Annotated in this window: 25 protein-coding genes (1 of these 25 only partly in view); 7 read left to right on the plus strand and 18 right to left on the minus strand. The window is 36.1% G+C overall.

The window, feature by feature from the left end; all coding sequences use genetic code 11:
• Window positions 1-34 precede the first annotated feature (34 nt).
• A complete protein-coding gene (locus tag RGF10_RS23190) occupies window positions 35-592 on the plus strand; it encodes a hypothetical protein (protein WP_318506116.1) in 558 nt (185 codons plus the stop codon).
• A 15-nt stretch (window positions 593-607) separates the two neighbouring features.
• Window positions 608-1,951, plus strand: coding sequence for a hypothetical protein (locus tag RGF10_RS23195; RefSeq protein ID WP_318506118.1), 1,344 nt, complete (start codon window positions 608-610; stop codon window positions 1,949-1,951).
• A 537-nt stretch (window positions 1,952-2,488) separates the two neighbouring features.
• Here RGF10_RS23195 and RGF10_RS23200 read toward each other — a convergent pair.
• The 7 genes from RGF10_RS23200 to RGF10_RS23230 form a co-directional block, all read right to left on the minus strand.
• Entirely contained in the window at window positions 2,489-2,923 is a 435-nt protein-coding gene (locus tag RGF10_RS23200; protein WP_318506120.1) for a hypothetical protein, read from the minus strand.
• Window positions 2,923-3,126 (minus strand): helix-turn-helix transcriptional regulator, encoded by a 204-nt coding sequence (locus RGF10_RS23205; RefSeq protein WP_318506122.1) that lies wholly within the window; start codon window positions 3,124-3,126, stop codon window positions 2,923-2,925. Before RGF10_RS23205 ends, RGF10_RS23200 begins: the two co-directional genes overlap by 1 nt.
• Window positions 3,127-3,464: 338 nt before the next feature.
• Window positions 3,465-4,208 carry an HIRAN domain-containing protein gene (locus tag RGF10_RS23210; protein WP_318506124.1) on the minus strand — a complete coding sequence of 248 codons (744 nt, stop codon included), beginning with the start codon at window positions 4,206-4,208 and terminating at the stop codon, window positions 3,465-3,467.
• Window positions 4,209-4,212: 4 nt separating this feature from the next.
• A complete protein-coding gene (locus tag RGF10_RS23215) occupies window positions 4,213-5,085 on the minus strand; it encodes a HipA domain-containing protein (RefSeq protein ID WP_318506126.1) in 873 nt (290 codons plus the stop codon).
• A 292-nt stretch (window positions 5,086-5,377) separates the two neighbouring features.
• The gene (locus RGF10_RS23220; RefSeq protein ID WP_318506128.1) at window positions 5,378-5,872 is read right to left on the minus strand and encodes a GNAT family N-acetyltransferase; all 495 of its coding nucleotides are present in this window, start codon (window positions 5,870-5,872) and stop codon (window positions 5,378-5,380) included.
• 73 nt (window positions 5,873-5,945) lie between these two features.
• On the minus strand, window positions 5,946-6,530 hold the full coding sequence (locus tag RGF10_RS23225; RefSeq protein WP_318506130.1) for a flavodoxin family protein: 585 nt from the start codon (window positions 6,528-6,530) through the stop codon (window positions 5,946-5,948).
• A gap of 78 nt (window positions 6,531-6,608) precedes the next feature.
• Entirely contained in the window at window positions 6,609-7,418 is an 810-nt protein-coding gene (locus tag RGF10_RS23230; protein WP_318506132.1) for a GNAT family N-acetyltransferase, read from the minus strand.
• A gap of 282 nt (window positions 7,419-7,700) precedes the next feature.
• Between RGF10_RS23230 and RGF10_RS23235 the strand changes: the two genes are divergently transcribed.
• Window positions 7,701-8,456, plus strand: a complete 756-nt coding sequence (locus tag RGF10_RS23235; RefSeq protein WP_318506134.1) for a class I SAM-dependent methyltransferase — start codon at window positions 7,701-7,703, stop codon at window positions 8,454-8,456.
• Window positions 8,457-8,827: 371 nt separating this feature from the next.
• Here RGF10_RS23235 and RGF10_RS23240 read toward each other — a convergent pair whose 3' ends face one another.
• From RGF10_RS23240 to RGF10_RS23260, 5 genes are all read right to left on the minus strand, one after another.
• A complete protein-coding gene (locus RGF10_RS23240; protein WP_318506136.1) occupies window positions 8,828-9,250 on the minus strand; it encodes a hypothetical protein in 423 nt (140 codons plus the stop codon).
• Between the two features lie 138 nt (window positions 9,251-9,388).
• On the minus strand, window positions 9,389-9,760 hold the full coding sequence (locus tag RGF10_RS23245) for a DUF3888 domain-containing protein (protein WP_412176660.1): 372 nt from the start codon (window positions 9,758-9,760) through the stop codon (window positions 9,389-9,391).
• A 160-nt stretch (window positions 9,761-9,920) separates the two neighbouring features.
• Window positions 9,921-10,391: an ASCH domain-containing protein gene (locus RGF10_RS23250; protein WP_318506140.1), complete on the minus strand. Its 471-nt coding sequence runs from the start codon at window positions 10,389-10,391 to the stop codon at window positions 9,921-9,923.
• A 185-nt stretch (window positions 10,392-10,576) separates the two neighbouring features.
• Window positions 10,577-10,888 carry a nucleotidyltransferase family protein gene (locus RGF10_RS23255; RefSeq protein ID WP_318506142.1) on the minus strand — a complete coding sequence of 104 codons (312 nt, stop codon included), beginning with the start codon at window positions 10,886-10,888 and terminating at the stop codon, window positions 10,577-10,579.
• 8 nt (window positions 10,889-10,896) lie between these two features.
• On the minus strand, window positions 10,897-11,040 hold the full coding sequence (locus tag RGF10_RS23260) for a hypothetical protein (protein ID WP_318506144.1): 144 nt from the start codon (window positions 11,038-11,040) through the stop codon (window positions 10,897-10,899).
• Window positions 11,041-11,278: 238 nt separating this feature from the next.
• Here RGF10_RS23260 and RGF10_RS23265 point away from each other — a divergent pair, with 238 nt between their 5' ends.
• Window positions 11,279-12,490, plus strand: coding sequence for a site-specific integrase (locus tag RGF10_RS23265; protein WP_318506146.1), 1,212 nt, complete (start codon window positions 11,279-11,281; stop codon window positions 12,488-12,490).
• An 82-nt stretch (window positions 12,491-12,572) separates the two neighbouring features.
• On the opposite strand, the gene groL is transcribed toward RGF10_RS23265, so the two are convergent.
• Window positions 12,573-14,201 carry a chaperonin GroEL gene (groL, locus tag RGF10_RS23270; protein WP_318506148.1) on the minus strand — a complete coding sequence of 543 codons (1,629 nt, stop codon included), beginning with the start codon at window positions 14,199-14,201 and terminating at the stop codon, window positions 12,573-12,575.
• Window positions 14,202-14,273: 72 nt separating this feature from the next.
• On the minus strand, window positions 14,274-14,561 hold the full coding sequence (gene groES / locus RGF10_RS23275; RefSeq protein WP_318509677.1) for a co-chaperone GroES: 288 nt from the start codon (window positions 14,559-14,561) through the stop codon (window positions 14,274-14,276).
• A gap of 323 nt (window positions 14,562-14,884) precedes the next feature.
• On the opposite strand from groES, the gene RGF10_RS23280 reads away from it, so the two are divergent.
• Window positions 14,885-15,616 carry a CPBP family intramembrane glutamic endopeptidase gene (locus RGF10_RS23280; protein WP_318506150.1) on the plus strand — a complete coding sequence of 244 codons (732 nt, stop codon included), beginning with the start codon at window positions 14,885-14,887 and terminating at the stop codon, window positions 15,614-15,616.
• Window positions 15,613-15,822, plus strand: coding sequence for a YdiK family protein (locus tag RGF10_RS23285; RefSeq protein ID WP_318506152.1), 210 nt, complete (start codon window positions 15,613-15,615; stop codon window positions 15,820-15,822). The genes RGF10_RS23280 and RGF10_RS23285 overlap by 4 nt, the downstream gene beginning before the upstream one ends.
• Window positions 15,823-15,841: 19 nt before the next feature.
• On the opposite strand, the gene RGF10_RS23290 is transcribed toward RGF10_RS23285, so the two are convergent.
• Window positions 15,842-16,510: a redox-sensing transcriptional repressor Rex gene (locus RGF10_RS23290; RefSeq protein WP_318506154.1), complete on the minus strand. Its 669-nt coding sequence runs from the start codon at window positions 16,508-16,510 to the stop codon at window positions 15,842-15,844.
• A 24-nt stretch (window positions 16,511-16,534) separates the two neighbouring features.
• Window positions 16,535-17,035, minus strand: a complete 501-nt coding sequence (moaC, locus tag RGF10_RS23295) for a cyclic pyranopterin monophosphate synthase MoaC (RefSeq protein ID WP_318506155.1) — start codon at window positions 17,033-17,035, stop codon at window positions 16,535-16,537.
• Between the two features lie 146 nt (window positions 17,036-17,181).
• Between moaC and RGF10_RS23300 the strand changes: the two genes are divergently transcribed.
• Window positions 17,182-19,113, plus strand: a complete 1,932-nt coding sequence (locus tag RGF10_RS23300) for an ABC-F family ATP-binding cassette domain-containing protein (RefSeq protein WP_318506157.1) — start codon at window positions 17,182-17,184, stop codon at window positions 19,111-19,113.
• A 276-nt stretch (window positions 19,114-19,389) separates the two neighbouring features.
• Here RGF10_RS23300 and tsaD read toward each other — a convergent pair whose 3' ends face one another.
• Together tsaD and rimI are read right to left on the minus strand one after the other, a co-directional pair.
• Window positions 19,390-20,445, minus strand: coding sequence for a tRNA (adenosine(37)-N6)-threonylcarbamoyltransferase complex transferase subunit TsaD (tsaD, locus tag RGF10_RS23305; protein ID WP_318506158.1), 1,056 nt, complete (start codon window positions 20,443-20,445; stop codon window positions 19,390-19,392).
• Window positions 20,442-20,654, minus strand: the 3' end of a protein-coding gene (gene rimI, locus RGF10_RS23310; protein ID WP_318506160.1) for a ribosomal protein S18-alanine N-acetyltransferase. It continues 237 nt past the right edge of the window; the window shows 213 of its 450 coding nt (coding positions 238-450); its start codon lies off the right edge, out of view; the stop codon is at window positions 20,442-20,444. The genes tsaD and rimI overlap by 4 nt, the downstream gene beginning before the upstream one ends.

Raw genomic sequence — 20,654 nt, forward strand, 5'->3', positions numbered from 1 at the left:
AAGTCGGATATGCTTAATGAGGGAGTGGATAAATATGGGTACAAAATACTATAAAAATAATAATGACTTAAGAGAAGTAGATGAAGTGTTAGCCATTGCTGAAAAAGCAATTATGACAAAAGGTATCGTTATAAATGACCCTAGCAGTGCACCTAAAATTATTGCTGCATCCCTGACGGCAGTCGCTGGGAGTGGAGCAGCAATTGCTGGTTTAGCTGGGACTTCTGCAATTGGTACAGGAATTGCAAGTGGAGCGATAGGTGCTACAGGTTTAGTGGGGGGTGTGGCATTAGCTCCAATTGCTCTTCCACTGGCATTAATTACCGGTGTCGGTTATTTACTTTTCAAAAATAAAAAAGAGAGAGAACTGCGTGAACGTCTGCAAATTAGATTGAAAAAAGCAGTGGAGATGCAAAATAAATTGATTCGACAATACCAGAACTTGTTACAGTCTTTACAAATAGAGGCAGAAAAAGAAGTGAATTATTATAAACAAATAGTTAAAGAACAAGCGAAGAAAATTGAAGAGTTGGCAGCCATTAATACAGCACTACAAGATGTTATTTCAAAAATGTCTGCACAATTATCATGACTAGGTGAATTATAAATGGATCAGGAATCTCAAAAACTACTAAACGCTTTAAAATATAATGAACATCTAACAAAACTTGGGATAGAAAAAGCAAAGCAGTTCAAAGAGAAATTACAACAACGAGAAGAGATTGATACAAACATAAACGAAGCTGATGAAGCTATAAAAAGTTCACTAAAATTGCTGGAACAGCTCCAAGTAAAAGTTGATCTTCCACAGCAACAAAAAGTATATGAAACTCCGTTTAAATTACATATTAAACCAAATGTTAGTGAATATAAATCCTTCGAAACAATCGTGGAGGAAGCTCACGCTGCCGGTTTTGAGAATACAGCCATTGAAGACTTACTTACAGCACAAGAAGTTGCCGAAGCAGATGCGGAATATCTGGCGATTAAGAAAGCCTTCAGTGAGAAAACGAAATTAACAAAAGGTGACATTGCTTTTTTATTATTAACAGTTGCTTTACAGGTAGCCAGACAATTTATTTTCTCAAACGAAAAATTCCGGTTAAAGGCAACAGAAGCTGATAATGCGTTAAAAAAACCGCTTAAAAAGGTTACTCCAAATACGTGGCACGATATCTTGTTTGGACCAGTACCATATGATGCAGTTGTAAAAGTAAATGCTGATAGTGATAGTACAGGTCTTAGTGGGTACACACACCGATATCGGACATTAGGGCATGACCCTGTATTAGGATGGATATTTGGACCTATAAATATTTTAACCTCAACCTTAACAAAAACAAACTTCATTACAACCTATCAGGTTGTTAACCGTAAAATTGGTGATTTTTATGAGTTTGGGACAGTTGGTGCATTTAATGATGCAGTCTTAAAAGCACAAGAAGATAAACTTAATTTACCAGCTGCCGTAGTGAAACAAGCCATACATTTTGGAACCGACTATTTTACCAAACAAGGTTTACCCTTACCATTCGTAAGTTCATTAGATAATGATTTAGCGCAAAAACTTGTGCAACAATTTAACATCGATACTTATAGTGTAACAAGGGGAGCAACATTATCGGTTTTCATCAATTCTATCGTTGGCTTAATTCATTCATTATTCTATAACCCTAAGAAACACGGGAGTCGAGAATTATATGAAGTCCGAACGCGAAAAATTTTATTAATCGCAAATATAATAGCTTCTACCAGTAATGTGATTTATGTGGCACTATCAAAAGACTTAAAAAAATTAGACCTTGGTGGAATTCTTGTTACCATAGGCCGAATTATTTCTGATTTATCCTTTATTGCAAAAATAGAACAAGAATTTATCGTCAATCGATTTGATGAATCCTTCCAAAAAGAATTAGACTTTTTAGATTCTAGTATTGCAAAATGGATTTAAATTAAATATAAGAATGATTTGTTCCTGTTTTCTCCAAAATGATTCTTGACTAAGATTTATCGACATGTAACTTCTTATCTTTAACTAAAAAGGGAGTGATACCTAGTCCTTAATGACTTTTTATAACTCCTTTTTTACAATTAAGTTCCCATTATCAGATGCATATTTTGATCGGCTTTTTGAAGCTTTTAGTACCACATTAAAAAGGTTTCCGAACCAGGAAATCCTAATTCGCCACAATATCTTTCCTATTAAGATTCACAAAAAACCTCATTTACTTATGATAAGTTCACACTCTTAATACTAAACTACATCCTAAACAATCTGGCCCAAACATGAAATAGGCGCGATCATCTTTTTGATAATCGCGCCCGATTGCTGAATATTTGCATATCGCAATTTAATATTATTACTACATTTTCCATTATTAGTTATTTTTTGTTGCAAATCTTTAAAAGCAGAAATCTTCGTTAAACCCACATTACATAAAAAATCTTTCTAAGCTTTGCTCTAGTTGATGTATTATGTCAAAACGGATTACTCCTCATCAAGATTATCCTCATATTGTTTTTTTCTAAGGAAATAGGCAACAGTAAATGTCAATAAGAAGCAGAAAAACAATACTCCCCCTAAAATTAGAGCATCTTTAGTCGTTCCTTCCGGAGCAAGGAAAGTAACCCCACCAAATATTCCACCTATTAATAACGAAAGGAAAAAATATTTATAAAAAGAACCTGGTTTTTTATTATGATAAGATTGATAAACATCTATCGTAATTCGCATATTCAAATATGAAAATACCACAAAAGTCCCTATAAAGACTGTCCATAATGGATTATTTGTTACTTGCATGATTCCATTGCATATTCCATCGTATATTAGAATTCCAACAATACACAAAGTTTGGAAAACAAATGCGATACGAATATTTCTTAGATTTTGAATAGCTAAACGCTCGTCCTTAAAATTCACTATTTCTCCTCCTTATCAACCCAAAATAATTCATCTAATGATTGTTTAAGTACATAACAAATTTCCAGGCATAAATTTAATGTTGGATTGTATTTTCCTTTTTCAATTAAACTGATGGTTTGACGAGTAACACCAGTTTTCCCGGCTAACTCTTGTTGTGTTAAGTTCATTTGTATACGGGCAATTTTTACATTATTTTTCACCTGTTCGATCACCCTCCCTACAGCAATGTAATATATATATTACTTATTCAATATATATATTACATCGCATTTGCATAAAATGGAATTATTTTTAAAATTTTATTAATTCAGCCATTTCTTTAAAATTTAATTTTCTTTTTTAAGGGGGCAGGATTAATGCTCCACAAACTGGCAAAAAATAAAAATAGCGCTAATCCTTACTAGAGGATAGCGCCCGATTGCTGAAGATAAGTACTATACAGTTGCACAGTCACCCTGTATTGATGCAAAAAATCCCGACTGTTAATCAGCCGGGATTTTATCATTTACCAAGAAATTTTTATTAGATTAATGAATTATTATTGCATTACTGGAACCAATTCATCCGCTGTAGTCCCCTGTAATGAAGGTATTTCGCATTCAAAGTCCACTTTTAACCACCAATGTGGTGTGGATTTTTCGTTTATATAGGAAACTCGAACTAACGGTTCTGCTTCCCTTTCTAGTAAAGAAAAGATAGCTTTACTGTAGAAAGCAGGAACATACCCTAAGTGAAGAATTCCTCCCAGAGTAAATATACCCACTGCATTGGGATCTGCCGGATTAGTAGGTTCTTGAACTAATTTTAATGGACTATTGATCGTGAGCCTCCTATGCCATCCTTCTGGTAAATTTCGATGACGCATTCCGTGAACAAAAAAACTGGAATGTAATTTACCATCTTCCTCAAGTCGCAATGGTTGCTCAAAAGAATACGTATCGCTAGCTAAACGACCTCGAGTTTGTTGAAGCAAGTCCATTTTTGAAGAGTTTTCATCTAATCCCAAATCAACTAGAATCGCTTTAAAATCCGCACGATCAATCGAGGGCAGTCGACGATCAAACGCTGGGAAAAGGTGCTTAGAACGATAAACCTTATCTGGAATCGGGAACGCTGGATGCAACATATAGTCATTGTCTAAAGCATCCTTTAACTTTCGTTGCCCTGTATCCGAATAAGAAAATTCATAATGACCGTCGAAGTAAGAAAGGGTACCTATATGGTAAAATAAACGGCTTTTTTTATTCTGCCATACAACAAGTAGCGTATGAACTTTACTCATTTATTTATTCCTCCTTTCCAATCCATTCTAAAATTTTCTTCCTACGATAAGGTATTATATTCAATAACCATTCTTTCTTTGCTTTACTTAAAACATCTAAGGAATTAATAAATTTAGAATACCTTATTATGTCAAATTCAGCTAGCTTTTTAGCGCTTTCTTCAAACTCTATAGGAAAATGCTCACTAATATAGTTTATTGTGTCTTTAGCTTTAACACTTTTATTTTCAAATAAACCTGCTTTAACCCTAGTATTCTTAGTGTATTTGTTCATTTCCTGCTCGCTCGCTGCTTTAAACTTAAGCTGATCTTCATCAAAACGAAAACCTAAAGAGGCTCCGTTATCGTATATTGGAGAAAATTTCGCTCCAATGGAGGGTAAAAATAATAACTGCCAATTATAAGAGTGCCTATCTTGATTGCCGATAAGAATATCAAACAATTGCATATCTATAAATTCTGATTTCATAAATTCCCAATACGGAAATTTCTGAATCATTTGAAATCCCTGATGAATGAGCTCTAAATTCTTCCATTCAGATTCTTGTACCTCTTTATACTCTTCAACCAACTCGGTTAATAAAGCGCCGCCTTCTTCAGCCATTAATGCATCGTATTCCTCAACAAAATTTCGAAGTAGACAACCTCTTTTTCCTTTTCTAATCACCATTTCAACTTTCATCATTTCGAGTCCAAGAATTTTTCCAATTTCAGCAGCAATCAACTCGGTGATATCTTCCCACGAAATGCCTACTTCAAATGGTCTGGGGTATTTTATTAAGTATTTTAAGCCTTCTGGAGACCTTAGTTCCTCTTTCTCCAAGGTGCTTTTACCACCATAACCAATGTGTTCCCAATCAGTGATATCTCTTAGCACTGCTGATCGTCCTTATCTAATTTTAAATTAATATAAATTCTACTATATTTAGGACAATAATCCAATTAATATTGCTTATGGAATGTGCTAGCATTATTTCCTTTCGTAGCAATATCTTCCTATTACGCAATATTAGAGTTACTCCACAATCTGGCCCTAAAAGAAATTGAGTGCAGATCCTTTACAGGAAATGCGCCCTATTATGGAATATAGTTATTAATGGAATCCCTTATTACAAATAAAAAAATGATCTTTCACGATTAAAGAATCCACATCTGTTAGCAAGATATTTTTATAACAATTTAGACATATAGTACTCATCTACAAATTCACCATCAATAATAAGCGAATGTCTTTTTGTTCCTTCAATATCAAATCCCATTTTTTTATATAACTGCAATCCAGCTTCATTACGAGTTACTACGGATAATTCTAATCGATGTACACTGTGTTCCCTAGCCCAAACTTCTAAGTGTTTAAATAGTTTAGTCCCTACCCCAAGCCCTCTATATTCACTTAAAATACCAATAACAAGATATACTGAATGTCTGTTTCTTTTTGCAATGCCACCCATAGCAAATAGATATCCGATTAATACACCATTTTCTTCAGCTACAAAAATAGTTGAATTACCTTCTTTTTTCATAACTTCTATTCTTTTTAATTGTTGTTCAGGACTAATGTTTCTTTCACCTGATTCAAAAAGCATATATTGGGACTTACTCTCAATCTTTTTAATTAAATTTACCAATCTTTCAGCATCATCTGGTTTTATCTCTCTAATCACATTGTGCCCCCCATATATCCATATTATAATATCCTATTTAACAACTTGCCCTTCAACTAAAGTGTCTAATTCTTCACCTATATATATCATTTGCCTTTTTTAACAACCTTCCTACATAAGCATTAAGCTTCTGTTGTATAAGTGCATGTTCTATTAAATCTCCATTTATTGGTTTCATATCATAATCCCTAGACGAAAACAGGACTGTTTCTGGGAAAAAATTAAGCCCCGCAAAAGTATATAATGCTTCGTGAGTTGACATATCCGCACCTGATGTAATGTTTCCTATAAATATAAAATTTAATTTCCTAAGATATTCTTTTTCATAGTCAAATTCCTTGCTAATAATTGCTTGTGACCTTTCCGAAAGCATAAAGTACGTTGAAGGAAGATGTCCGCAGTATGTTGGAAGAGAGAATAGAAGTAAATCCGCTTCAAAGCATTTTGTTAATAATCTTGGGATGTCATCTTGAATTGGACACACTGAACCTTTACAACACTCTATATTACAATTCCCGCAAGGATTAATATTTAAATCATGGATATTAATTATTTCTATCTCATATGAATTATCTTTAAATTTCTTCATACAGTAATCTAGCATCCTAAATGAATTCCCATCATTCCTTGCACTAAAAACTAAACCGAGTACTTTCATACTTCCTCCAAAACATATGAAATTTGTCATTAATTTAATCTTACTTGACCTTGAACTATCTGCACTATAGTCACAATATTAATTACAATAAGAAAGAGTACTAGACAAGGTAAAATTGACCATGTAAAGGTCCGCAGTTATTCCATACCCCAAGCCTTCATACACCCGGACAGCGGGCAGATTATCTGCCAATACACCTAGGTAGACATCTGGTGAAAGTTTTTTACCGAGGTGTGTCAATTCACTTGTCAGCTGCTTAGCTAATCCCCTTCCTCTGCAATCTAACCTGGTAACAATGTTCCCCAGCTCCACAAGCTTAGAGTCATAAAAATGATAGCCACCGACAGAAACAAAATCTTCCCCTTCCTTAACTCCAAGAAAAGGACAATATTCTAACTCGCTCTTAGTAAAAAACCTCATTCCACCCTTATGTAGAAAATCTATTACCTTGGAAAATTCATTTTCCCTAACCTTTTCCGTTATGTGTGAATCAAGGAGTTTCGATTCATCCTGATGCTTCATTGTTAAAAATCGTTGAGGGCTTCCTGTGATAAGCCCAAAGGATTGAAAAAGTTCAAGATCCTTTGAACTGAGAATCGTGCCACAAGCAGCTTTTTCATCAAGATTGAGAGTTTCTCTTGTAAACGCAACGAGATCTGAAAAAAAGATATTCTTTTCTTCAAGTCGGAAGAAGGAAAAGGCGGGGAAGGAAAATTCGCTAAAATAAGCTAATATGGCAGTAAGATTTTCTTCAACGAATTGGCAAATAAATAGAGCTTTTTCTTTTCGTTGAGTTAAATAACTATAAAAAAGTAAATTTTGGTCTGGATTAATGTGGGACAATACTTCGATGATTGTATCGTGAGTAAGTAATCGATGTGAGATCATTCTGGTCACCTCTTAATCAATATATTTCCATTTTAAAGGAATTGATAGGTTTAACTTATCAATATTTCAAATGATTTGTTAAACTTCTTATCCAACTATCTGCCTAAAAATGAAAAAGCGCTAATCCTTGCTACTGGAATGCGCCCTTTTCTGGTATAACTTGACTTGCGTTTTTAGCGTGAGTTGATTCCTAGTGGGAATCAACTGTTGTTAAATTAATTATTAGATTAATCTCCATCTGATATGATAATCTGAATGTATCAACATTCGGGGATGGTATAAATGACCAATTGGAATGCAACACTTTATGATAACAAGTACAAGTTTGTTTCAAATTTTGGTGAAAGTCTTGTTTCCTTCTTAAATCCACAAAAGGGAGAACATATTTTAGATGTTGGTTGCGGTACAGGAGATTTAGCTCATGATATTTCAAAAAGTGGTGCTACCGTTACAGGCATTGATGCTGCGCAGTCTATGATTGAAGCTGCTAAAGAAAAGTACCCTGATATCCACTTTTGCGTTCAAGATGGCGAGCAGTTTTCTTTTGACCCTCAATTTCATGCAGTGTTCTCAAATGCTGCCATTCACTGGATGAAAAATCAGCAAAAGGTTGCTCAAAATTGTTATGATGTCCTTCTTCCTGGTGGTCGTTTCGTGGCTGAATTAGGTGGAGCTAATAATATCCAATCTATTGTGGATGCCATAAAGGAAGCATCCGATCGTCTATCAATTCTGTATGATGCTACTTTATTTCCATGGGTATTTCCAACAAAAGAGGAAATGACAGAGCATCTTATCAATGTTGGTTTTAATGTAATAACAATCGAGCATTATGAACGACCAACGCCTTTAGTTGGAGAAGATGGTATTCGTAATTGGCTTGAAATGTTCAGTAACAATATGTTCAAAATTCTTAAAAATGATGAAAAAGAAGCAATTTATAGTGAATGTGAACGTATTTTACGTCCTCAACTTTATAAAGAAAATGGTTGGGTTGCAGATTATTGGCGCATCCGTTTCATTGCCAAAAAGCCTTAATACAAAGCAGCTTTGATACTCCCATATATCTAAGCTGCTTTTCAATTTTTATAGATAGTGACACATGCTTGTATAAATCGGTCAAATAAAGGATGTACGTATTTAGTATAAACGAATGTGGTAGAAAGAATATCATCATCTATTTGAGGAATTTGCGCCAAAAAATTCCCCTTTTTCTACTTCTGTTCGGACACGCTTTTGGGGAAGAATGCAATACCCATCCCCCTGTTTAATTTTCGTCGTCTGGAGCTTTTGCAGGTCTAATAAAAACAAAAAAATGGACTGCTAAAATAGCAGTCTATAGTTGTTTAATATTCGCGCCCTTTTATGGAATAACCATAATAATAATATCGTTCATTCATTTCTACTTCTTAGTTCCATAATTTTAAATTTAATAACTTTAAGAAGTGGGCTGCGTCGCCTTCAAATGTGAGGAAATGGGGTCTGTTTTCATCATCAAAAACCATTAAATAAGGATTTTCATGACCAGAAAATATGATGGTTACTTCATCTACAAGATCATTGAACCATTGGTTTTTCACCATAACAGGAGGTTCTATAGGGATTCTTACCATAAATCCTTTATTAGGGATAGGGTTGTATTTAACATATACACCTGTTATTCCTTTAAAAAATTTTTTAACTTCTAGTTGTGAATCAGTATTTGATTGAACATTCATAATAACTATGCCTTTACTTATATCAAAAATTTCTATTTGTCGGTTAGTTTGAGCAATAGTTATTGTAGAAATTAATTGAAAAATAATTATGCTTCCTAATACCTTTTTAATCACTTGAACCACCTCAAATGTATTATCCCCCAAAATGCTCCCATGATGAGAACTATTGTTTGATCGAATACGCGCCTGAGAACGGAAGTTCAAATACTGTTGAAGGCAGCTCGCACTTATTGAACTTTTGCACTCTGTTAGTTATCTAGAACAATGCTTTTTAAGCTGTTCTGGTGATAAATTCCCTGTATGTTTAACATTCGTAACAGTTATCCCATCAGGTATATCGGTAAGTGTAATATGAAACAAATCATAAGGAGGCTCGTGAGCTTTTTCAAACGTTACTACTTCAATGTTTAATTCATGGCGACGATTTCCTTCAAGTCTTCTTATATCAGTAATTCGTTCACACATAAACAATGTGTCAGTGACTTCTAAAATGTATGGAAGATACCTTACAACTAATGCTTCTTCCAAAAGTTCCTCTCTTGTGAGTTCATCTTGAGCATAGACTTTAGTTATTGTTAAAAACAATAGTGTACTACTTAGTATTAGAATTAAAGATCTTCTCATCGAATATCACCATCCACTATTTTCTTAATGGAATAGCTTTCCCAAGATCAAAACCCATTATTAAACTCTACCGTACCGTTATCTCAAAAAGCCTTGTTACATTATTTGGCTCAAACATGAAATAGGCGCGATTATCTTTTTGATTATCGCGCCAAATTACTTAGGAATGGATCTTTAACCCCTTTTTTACATCAATCACTTCAAAACGTTCACAAACAAGGAGCATATCTTCCGAAAATTCATGTCCGATTGCTTTTAACTCATTTCTAAAGAATTTTTCATGAGCTTCCCACCAATATTGGTAAGTCCTATCTCCTTCACCTTCTGCAACAGCAAACTCTTCAGTAACTTGATTCATTGGAGTTAGCTCAACCTCCACCGTCTTAATGATTGCTACAGGTTTATCGTCGCTATTTAAAATAATGCTGTAATCATTTATTGTTGGGATGGGTTCATTCTCGTGTTCATAAAATATAAATCCGGAGCATGTTGCAGTTTTAATACCCTTTATTACTAACTGCGCGAGGAAATCAGGATCAGCCCCAAATTGCCATGCACTAACTGACTTAGGTTGATCTTGATTCTGACCATTCCAATATTCATTCCAGTACGCCTGAGCAGCCTGATTCATAATTTATACCTCCATCATAGCTTTCATTTATAACATAACTTAACCCAAAAGCTTATACAATTAAATGGCCCGATTGTCTAATAAAGCTAAATCATTTACTTTTAGCTAACTTGGGGGCTTTTTCAGTAAATTTTCAAAACCTTAATCCTAATATTTCACAAAAGAACGGGGAAATCATTTGTCAATTATTCGTTATCATCCCATAGGTAGACAATCTCTTTGAGAATTTGCTCTTTAATTTGTGGACTTATCATTGCTTCAGTTGCCAAATCAACCCTTACGCCTAGATTATCTTCTAAATAATATTTTATTGACAAAAATTCTAAACCGAGCGCCTTCTCAGATTCAATTAGAACATCTACATCACTTTTAGCATTTTGTGCATTACGAGCATATGAGCCAAATATGCCTAGTTTTTTTATTCCGTATTTGTCTTGTAAAAAATTTTTTGTTGCCATTATTTGTTTTTCTAAAGCGTGTTTTGATATACCTTCCACAAACAAATTCACTCCTCTTCTACCCACATTTTCAATTCCAGATCTTCTTTTACGATTTGTTCAATTAAATTATATAGCTCCTTGTCTTTTATGTTCGCTTTTAACCGTTCTTGTATCTCTTTTACTTCTTTTTTGAACTCTTTATTACACACTTTCAGCACTCCTCTATAATTAAGATAATTTACAAACATAATTGAATTCACAACTGATTGTTTTACTTTTTGGGATTTTTTCTAAAAAACCCACTGTTCACCTTCTACAAGGCTCAATAAATATAATTATTATCATAATTAAAAATTTTGAAATTGTCTTAAAAAGAATTTTTGATATTATCTTTGGAAATAATGTTCTTTCAGTAACAAAATATACGTTTGAAAGTGAGGATGTAAAATGAAGGGACATTTTTACAAAAGAGGCTGTACGTGCAAAAGGAAAAAATGCACTTGTGGTTCGAAGTGGGCTTTCACCGTTGATATTGGATTAGATCCAGTTACCGGCAAAAGAAAGCAAAAGGTAAAAAGCGGCTTTAAAACTAAGCAGGAAGCTGAAGAAGCTGCTGCCACTCTAATTCACGAATTAAACCAAGGATCCTATTTAGAGGAAACAGAAAAAACGTTTAGTGACTTTGCAATTGAGTGGCTTCCTATCTACAGTGATTCTAAAGATGTAAAGCCCGGAACGATTCGAGTACGCCTTCATGAAATCGGAAAGTTATTGCCCTACTTTGCCAAATTAAAGTTAAAAGATATTACAAGAAAGATGTATCAAGACGCTTTAAACGATTTAAAGGATAGAGGCTATTCTGATAGTACCAGAGAAGGGATAAATCGAACAGGAAGAATGATTTTTCGAAAAGCTTTGGAACTAGAGCTAATTAAAAAGGACCCGACTGAATTCACTTATGTGAAAAAGGATAAGAAAACGATTGAACAGTTGGAAGAAGAGGAAGTTCCAAAGTACCTTGAAAAAGAAGAGCTTGCCTTACTTTTAGAAACAGCCAAAGCCAATGGATTAGAGCATGATTACTTAGTTTTTTTGATATTAGCCTATACGGGAATTAGAGTTGGAGAATTAGTTGCTCTTAAGTGGAAGGATATAGACTTTAAAAATTACACCATTAGCATTACCAAAACGTATTACAATCCCAAAAATAATGCCTTGGAATATCAGCTAGTCACACCGAAGACGAGAAAATCACGTCGAAAAATTATTGTGGATGAAGAGGTGATTAACGCTTTAAAGGAACATAAAACGGTTCAAGATGAAGTCATTAAGCGGTTAGGAGCTGCTTACCATAACAAAGACTTTATCTTTGCTAAAATGGAACGGCAATATGGTTATCCCATTGTGATTAAAAACATACGAGATCGAATGAAACGACTACTTGCAATCGCTGGTCTAAATGAAGATTTAACACCGCATAGTTTAAGACACACTCATACGTCACTTCTTGCTGAAGCTGGAGTCTCACTCGAACAAATCATGGACCGCCTTGGCCATTCCGATGATCAAATCACGAAAAATGTGTATCTCCACGTAACCCAAGAAATGAAAAAAGAAGCTTCCCAAAAGTTCGCTGAACTCATGAGAAGCCTCCGTTAATTTCCTCTATGTTAGCAAAATGTTAGCAAACCACTCTCACCTTACTTAAAAACCCAGTCATACCAAGGGTTTGAGGGGCAGATTACATCATGCCGCCCATTCCACCCATGCCGCCCATATCAGGCATTGCAGGGCCAGCTGGTTCTGGCTTGTCAGCCACTACAGCTTCTGTAGTTAAGAACATGGCCGCTACAGATGCTGCGTTTTGAAGTGCAGAACGAGTAACTTTAGTTGGGTCAACGATACCAGCTTGGATCATGTTTACCCACTCGTTTGTTGCAGCGTTGAAACCGATGCCGATTTCTTCGTGCTTTAAGCGCTCAACTACAACAGATCCTTCAAGACCTGCGTTTGCAGCGATAGTGCGGACAGGCTCTTCGATCGCACGTAATACGATGTTCACACCTGTTGCTTCGTCGCCTTCAGCTTGGATAGCAGCCACTTTGTTATATACATTTAGAAGGGCAACTCCACCACCAGATACGATTCCTTCTTCTACTGCAGCGCGAGTAGAGTTTAGGGCATCCTCGATGCGAAGCTTGCGCTCTTTTAATTCAGTTTCAGTTGCAGCACCGACTTTAACTACTGCTACACCACCAGCTAATTTAGCTAGGCGCTCTTGTAATTTTTCACGGTCGAATTCAGAAGTTGTTTCTTCGAATTGAGCACGGATTTGATTTACACGAGCTGCGATTGCTGCAGATTCACCAGCACCTTCAACGATTGTTGTGTTTTCTTTTGTTACAACAATTTTAGAAGCACGACCTAGTGATGTAATCGTTGTAGATTTAAGGTCACGGCCAAGCTCTTCAGTGATGACTTCACCGCCAGTTAAAATCGCGATGTCTTCTAGCATTGCTTTACGACGATCGCCGAAGCCAGGAGCTTTAACAGCTACAGCATTGAATGTACCGCGAAGTTTATTCAATACTAATGTTGATAGGGCTTCCCCTTCAACATCTTCAGCAATTAGCAATAATGGCTTACCTTGTTGTACCACTTGCTCAAGTACTGGTAAGATTTCTTGAATGCTAGAGATCTTTTTGTCTGTGATTAAGATATATGGATTTTCTAAAACAGCTTCCATTTTTTCTGTGTTTGTTACCATGTAAGCTGAAGCGTAGCCACGGTCGAATTGCATACCTTCTACTACGTCTAATTCAGTTGTGAAGCCTTTAGATTCTTCGATTGTGATAACACCGTCGTTACCAACGCGTTCCATTGCTTCTGCGATTAATTTCCCTACTTCTTCATCAGCAGATGAAATCGCTGCTACTTGTGCAATCGATTCTTTGCCTTCAATTGGCTTAGAGATTGCTTTAAGCTCTGTAATAGCAGTTGCAACGGCCTTTTCCATTCCTTTACGGATACCCATTGGGTTTGCACCAGCTGTTACGTTTTTAAGACCTTCACGAATCATTGCTTGCGCAAGAACGGTTGCAGTTGTCGTACCGTCACCAGCAACATCGTTTGTTTTGCTTGCAACTTCAGCAACAAGCTTAGCACCCATGTTTTCAAATGCATCTTCTAATTCGATTTCTTTTGCGATTGTTACACCATCGTTCGTAATAAGTGGTGAACCAAATTTCTTCTCAAGAACGACGTTCCGTCCTTTAGGTCCAAGCGTTACTTTTACAGCATCTGCAAGTGTATCCACCCCGCGAAGCATCGCGCGACGAGCATCTTCACTGAATTTAATTTCTTTTGCCATGTAAAATAACCTCCTCTAAAATTTCATATTCGTTCTATTTGACTTGATCTTCGGATCGAGTTTTGTGTTGGATTATTCGCCTACTACAGCTAAAATATCGCTTTCACGTAAAATTAAATATTCTGCACCTTGGAATTTCACTTCAGTACCAGAGTATTTTGAGAAGATAATGCGATCGCCTACAGCAACTTCTACTGCTACTCGCTCGCCACTATCAAGTACACGACCTGTACCGACAGCAATTACTTTTCCTTCTTGCGGCTTTTCTTTAGCAGTGTCCGGTAGTACGATCCCGCTTGCAGTTTTTTCTTCTGATTCAACAAGCTCAATAACAATACGATCACCAATTGGCTTTAACAAGTAAAACAACCTCCTCAAATAATATGTAAATTATCGATTATTAGCACTCCTCTCATCCGAGTGCTAACACAATTATTATAATAAATAATTGCTCTATTTTTTGCAAGAGTCATGATTAAAAATTTTCACTTTCTTTACAAACCATACTCAACCTTAATAAGTATGCTGCACATTTCCTTTTATATCCTATTTACTCAAAGATAATTCCATATTATTGAAATTACCTAAGACAAATTAGCAAATTAGCTTATTCATTTGTAACGTTCGCTTATTATTTGTACAATGGGATTTAGCCTAGCTTTTTAAAAAGGAGTCCATTTATTTTGAAAAAGGAATATTGGTTTATCTTAATTGCCTATCTCACCATGCAGTTATCGAGTTTTATTGGAATTCCGTTAACCACTTTCATTGGAACCAGATTTGGTCAATCGGTGGACGAAATGAGAACCTTGTCCGTTCCAATCTGGCTCGTTGCCAGCTTCACCATTACTCTAGTCATTATTCTGTGGATTCTCCGTAAAGAGTCAACAACCACAGCTTATCGTGAAAAAGCAAATCCATTCAGCTCGGTAATTTGGGCGATTACAGGTGTTTTTTTAGCATTATTCGCACAAGGAATTGCAGCCCAAATTGAAGCGATGATGGGGATTAAGACAGGCTCTGATAATACCCAACAAATTATTAATATTATCGAAAGCTTCCCTATTGTCATTTTTGTTAGCTCGATTGTCGGACCAATTTTAGAAGAAATCGTGTTTCGAAAAATCATCTTTGGCGCACTCTATCAACGGATGAACTTCTTTCTATCGGCCTTGATCAGTTCGATTATTTTTTCTTTAGCACATATGGAACTTGAACATACATTGCTTTATTCTGCCATGGGCTTTACCTTTGCCTATCTCTATGTCAAGACGAAACGGATTATAGTTCCGATTTTTGCCCATGTTGCGATGAATTCACTTGTCGTTGTTATACAAACCGTCTTTAAAGAAGATATCGATCGAATCATCGAACAATCAGAAAAAATTCAAAGCTTTATCGGAGGATTATTATGAGACTCTCACCTTTGTTTTCCGCTTTTTTCCACATCATCCTTGCTTGTATATTTACGTACTTTGCTATCGATAACGTAAATCAATTCGGATGGGATATTTTTAGCTTCATCCTTGTTCTCCTAGCAACCTTTGATTTTGGTTCAGGCTTAAGGTTGATTGCCCTTCACTTTAAACTTAGGAAAATAATCAAAAAAAATGAGCCATAATTAAGTGGCTCATTTTTCATTATTCTTCATCTACTTCAATATCTTCAATTTTTGGATAATGCTTTAAGAAATATACAAGTGATTGCAGCTCAACCGCTAAATCAATATGATGAACCCGAATAGTAGACGGGACATTAAGTCGAGCTGGTGTAAAGTTTAATATTCCTTTAATCCTCACACTAGTCAGTCTGTCCGTAATTGGTTGCGCCACTGGCGCTGGGATGGTTAAAATCGCCACATGAATCTCTTCTTGCTCAATAATCTTCTCTAACTCATCCATATGGTAAACAGGAACATTCCCTATCTTTGTTCCCACTTTTCCCTCGTCCACATCAAAGGCAATTTCAATCTTTGTATTATTATTTTTTAAAAAATTATAATTTAAAAACGCCGTACCTAAATTCCCAACTCCAATGAGCGCTACCTTTGTCAGTTCATCCTGATCTAACGTTTTCCGGAAAAAGGATAGCAAATAGTTTACATTATAGCCATAGCCCTTCTTCCCTAATGCACCAAAATATGAAAAATCTCGACGAATTGTCGCAGAATCTACTTTTACCGCTTCACTTAGCTCTGCAGATGAAACCCGTTGTTTACCAGATGTATGCAAATTTTTCAAAAAGCGATAATAAAGTGGTAACCGTTTTGCAGTCGCTTGTGGAATTTTTGTTGTATGATCGTTCGACATTTCATCACTCCTCTCTCATTAAGCTTATTTCAATCGCTCTTCTCTAATAAAATCTCCATTTTTGCCGCCAGTTTTCTCAACTAAATACGTTTTTCCAATAACCATGCCTTTATCAATTGCCTTACACATATCATAAACCGTTAACGCACAAACCGATGCAGCTGTTAACGCTTCCATTTCAACACCTGTATTCCCTTTCGTTTTAACCTTTGCGGAAATATGCAATGTATATTCATTGTCTTCCTTTTCTTCTTCCCAGCCAAAGGAAACATCCACTCCATTTAATGGGATTGGATGGCACATCGGAATGATTTCCCACGTTTTTTTGCATGCCATTACTGCCGCAACCTGAGCAACAGCTAGAACATCACCTTTTTTCATTTCATTATTTGTGATTTTTTCATATATATCATTGCTAACTGTTATACTTGAGCAAGCCTCTGCGGTCCTTATTGTTTCTGGTTTGCTGCTCACATCGACCATTTTCGCACGGCCTTCTTCATTAAAATGAGTAAATTCTCCCATTCATTTAACACCTCACTAAAAGAATCATACACTATTTTTTCCAACATGTGTGAATGAACTTGTATCTTTCTTCACAAGCTTCGAGTTATTGATGATATCCTTATAATACGATACACTAACTCTATCGTAATAGAGGTGAATATAAAATGATATTATTACAAGTTAATCAATTGAATAAATACTACGGTGCAGACCTTATTTTATCGAATATTAAACTAGAAGTACAATCACGCGATCGAATCGCTTTAGTTGGTAGAAACGGTGCAGGAAAATCGACCTTGCTTAAAATCATTGCTGGCCATATGTCCCATGACTCTGGTGACATTATGAAGCCCAAGGACGTTACCATTGGCTATTTGGCACAAAATACAGGCCTCGAATCGGAGCTGTCGATTTGGGAAGAGATGCTGACGGTATTTGCAACATTACAAAGTTTAGAGAAAAAACTGCGGCAGTATGAATTACAGATGGCGGATCCAGAAGTATTTAATGTTTCATCCGTCTACGAAAGAGTTTTGAAAGAATATGACACCCTACAGGTTCAATTTAAAGATATGGGTGGCTATCAATACGAAGCCGATATTCGTTCTGTGCTTCACGGCTTGAATTTTCACACGTTTGACTATTCAACCAAAATCTCTAGTTTAAGTGGCGGTCAAAAAACTCGCCTTGCTCTCGGCAAATTGCTATTAACAAAACCTGATATTCTTATTTTGGACGAACCGACCAACCATCTTGATATCGATACATTATCGTGGCTTGAGCAATATTTGCAAAATTACGAAGGCGCCATTTTGATTGTATCCCATGACCGTTATTTTTTAGATAAGGTCGTTAATCAAGTATACGAAATGTCCCGACAGCAAATTTCAAAATTCGTCGGCAATTATAGCTCTTATTTGGACCAAAAAGCTGCAAATTACGAGCGTGAAATGAAAATGTATGAAAAGCAACAAGATGAAATTGCTAAATTAGAGGATTTTGTTGCCCGAAATCTAGCACGTGCATCTACCACTAAGCGAGCTCAAAGTCGTCGCAAACAATTAGATCGGATGCAAGTCATGTCAAGACCACTAGGCAACGAAAAATCTGCAACGTTTTCCTTTGATATTGAAAAACAAAGTGGAAATGAAGTCCTTAATGTTTACTCCATAGCAGTGGGCTATGGTGATGAAAAAGTGAGTGAGAATATCTCACTGCGTATGACTCGTGGAGAAAGTATTGCCCTTGTTGGACCAAATGGCATCGGTAAATCAACCTTGCTTAAAACCATTGTTGACAAACTTAAACCGCTTGCGGGTCATTTTCAATTCGGTACGAATGTGACAATTGGCTATTATGATCAGGAACAAGCCGAATTAACATCGAACAAACGTGTTTTAAATGAACTATGGGATGAATATCCTTTAAAAAGTGAAAAAGAGGTCCGTACGGTTTTAGGGAATTTCTTATTCTCTGGTGATGATGTTCTTAAAATCGTCTCAACCTTAAGCGGTGGAGAAAAGGCCAGGTTAGCGCTTGCCAAATTAATGATGCAAAAAGCCAATTTATTAATTTTGGACGAGCCTACCAACCATTTAGACTTAGATAGTAAAGAAGTTTTGGAAAATGCATTAATTGATTACCCTGGTACGATTTTATTTGTTTCCCATGATCGTTATTTTATTAATCGGATTGTTACAAAAGTACTGGAACTAAGCAAAAATGGCGCAGTCGAGTATTTAGGTGATTATGACTATTACGTCGAAAAGAAACTTGAACAAGAAGAGCTTAAAGCTCTTGAGGCTTCATCCTCTGCTGAGAAGACTACTGGAATCACAGCAGATGCTCCATCTAAAAATAGTTATCAACAAGATAAGGAAGCAAAAAAGCTTGAAAGACAACGAAAGCGCAGAATTGAGGAAATTGAAAAGAGAATTGAGGCTCTAGAAGCTCAAATTTCAACGAATGAACAACTCCTCTGTGATCCTGAGGTTTATCAAAATCATGAAAAAGTGCTTGAGTTAAACACACAGAATGAAGAATCCCGTTCTGAACTTGAAAATCTTCTTGAGGAATGGGCAGAATTGGCAGAGTAATAAACATCGTTGTAACTACAGGTAGGTGACCTCTTTGAATTAGTCACCTACCTGTAGTCTTTTTATTTTTCGACATTATTCACACCCTTTTAAAGGGTTATAAATAAATTATTAACATTTTTATTCACATTATAAATATTATTTTTGCAACATCCACAGGAGTTTTCCACATTATCCACATCTTATATCCGTTTTATCCACAATATCCACATATAAAGAATGTTTTATCCACAAAAAAACTCCCCTTTCTTAAAAAAGGAGAGTTCTACGATTTTTTTACATGTGGATAGTTTTTGTCGAACATTCAAATAATTTCTTTATTCTATATCTAAACCTGGGATTAGCGTTTAATGAATAATCAGCACGCTTTCCTTTTTCAAATAAAACACTTCCAACTGCAGCAATCATGGCGGCGTTATCCGTACATAAATTTAATGGCGGAATAACTAACTCCATGTCAGGGATTGATTGAAATGCATCCGTTAACGCTGCTCTTAGCCCTTTATTCGCTGCAACCCCACCAGCAAGCAAAACCTGCTTTACTTCAAATTGCTTAGCAGCCTTTAGAGCCTTCGTTACCAAAACGTCTATAACACTTTGTTGGAAACTAGCTGCAAGGTCTTCAGGGATAATCTCTACACCGCGCTGCTCTGCATTATGAACTGTATTAATGACCGCAGATTTTAAGCCACTGAAACTAAAATCATATGATCCCTCTTCCAGCCATGCCCGCGGTAAATCGATCGTCGGCTTCCCTTCTGCTGCCAATCGATCAATGTGTGGACCACCTGGATAAGGAAGGTTTAATGTCCGAGCCACCTTATCATAGGCTTCTCCTGCTGCATCATCTCTTGTTTCTCCAATAACTTTAAACTCACCATGCTCCTGCATTAAGACAAGCTCTGTATGCCCTCCTGACACAACAAGAGACAATAGCGGAAATTTCATTTCGGTAACGAGACGATTCGCATAGATGTGACCAGCAATATGATGAACACCTATCAATGGGATATTATGAGCAAAAGCAAGTGCTTTAGCAGCATTAACTCCAATTAAAAGGGCTCCGACTAAGCCAGGGCCTTCGGTTACAGCGATCGCATCTAGATCACGAAAAGAAATTCCAGCCTGATTCATTGCTTCTTCTAAAACAATGGTGATTTGTTCAACATGGTGTCTTGAAGCAATTTCAGGTACGACACCACCAAATCTTTTATGACTTTCTATCTGGGAAGCAACAATATTTGCAACTATTTCACGGCCATTTTTTATGATTGCCACGGCTGTTTCATCACAGCTTGTCTCAATTCCCATAATTAATTGATCTTTACTCATAGATTCACCCACATCACTAAAGCATCTTCTTGATTATCTGTATAATATCCCTTGCGAATTGCCCCATCTTTAAACCCAAGCTTACGGTATAAGCCCTGTGCAATATTGTTGCTTACACGAACCTCTAATGTCATTTTCTCTGCACCTAATTTTTTTGTCACTTCGATAACCTTTGTTAACAATGCTTCTCCTAGCTTTTTACCCCGGTA

This window comes from Bacillus sp. T3 (assembly GCF_033449965.1).
GTDB lineage: Bacteria > Bacillota > Bacilli > Bacillales > Cytobacillaceae > Bacillus_BU.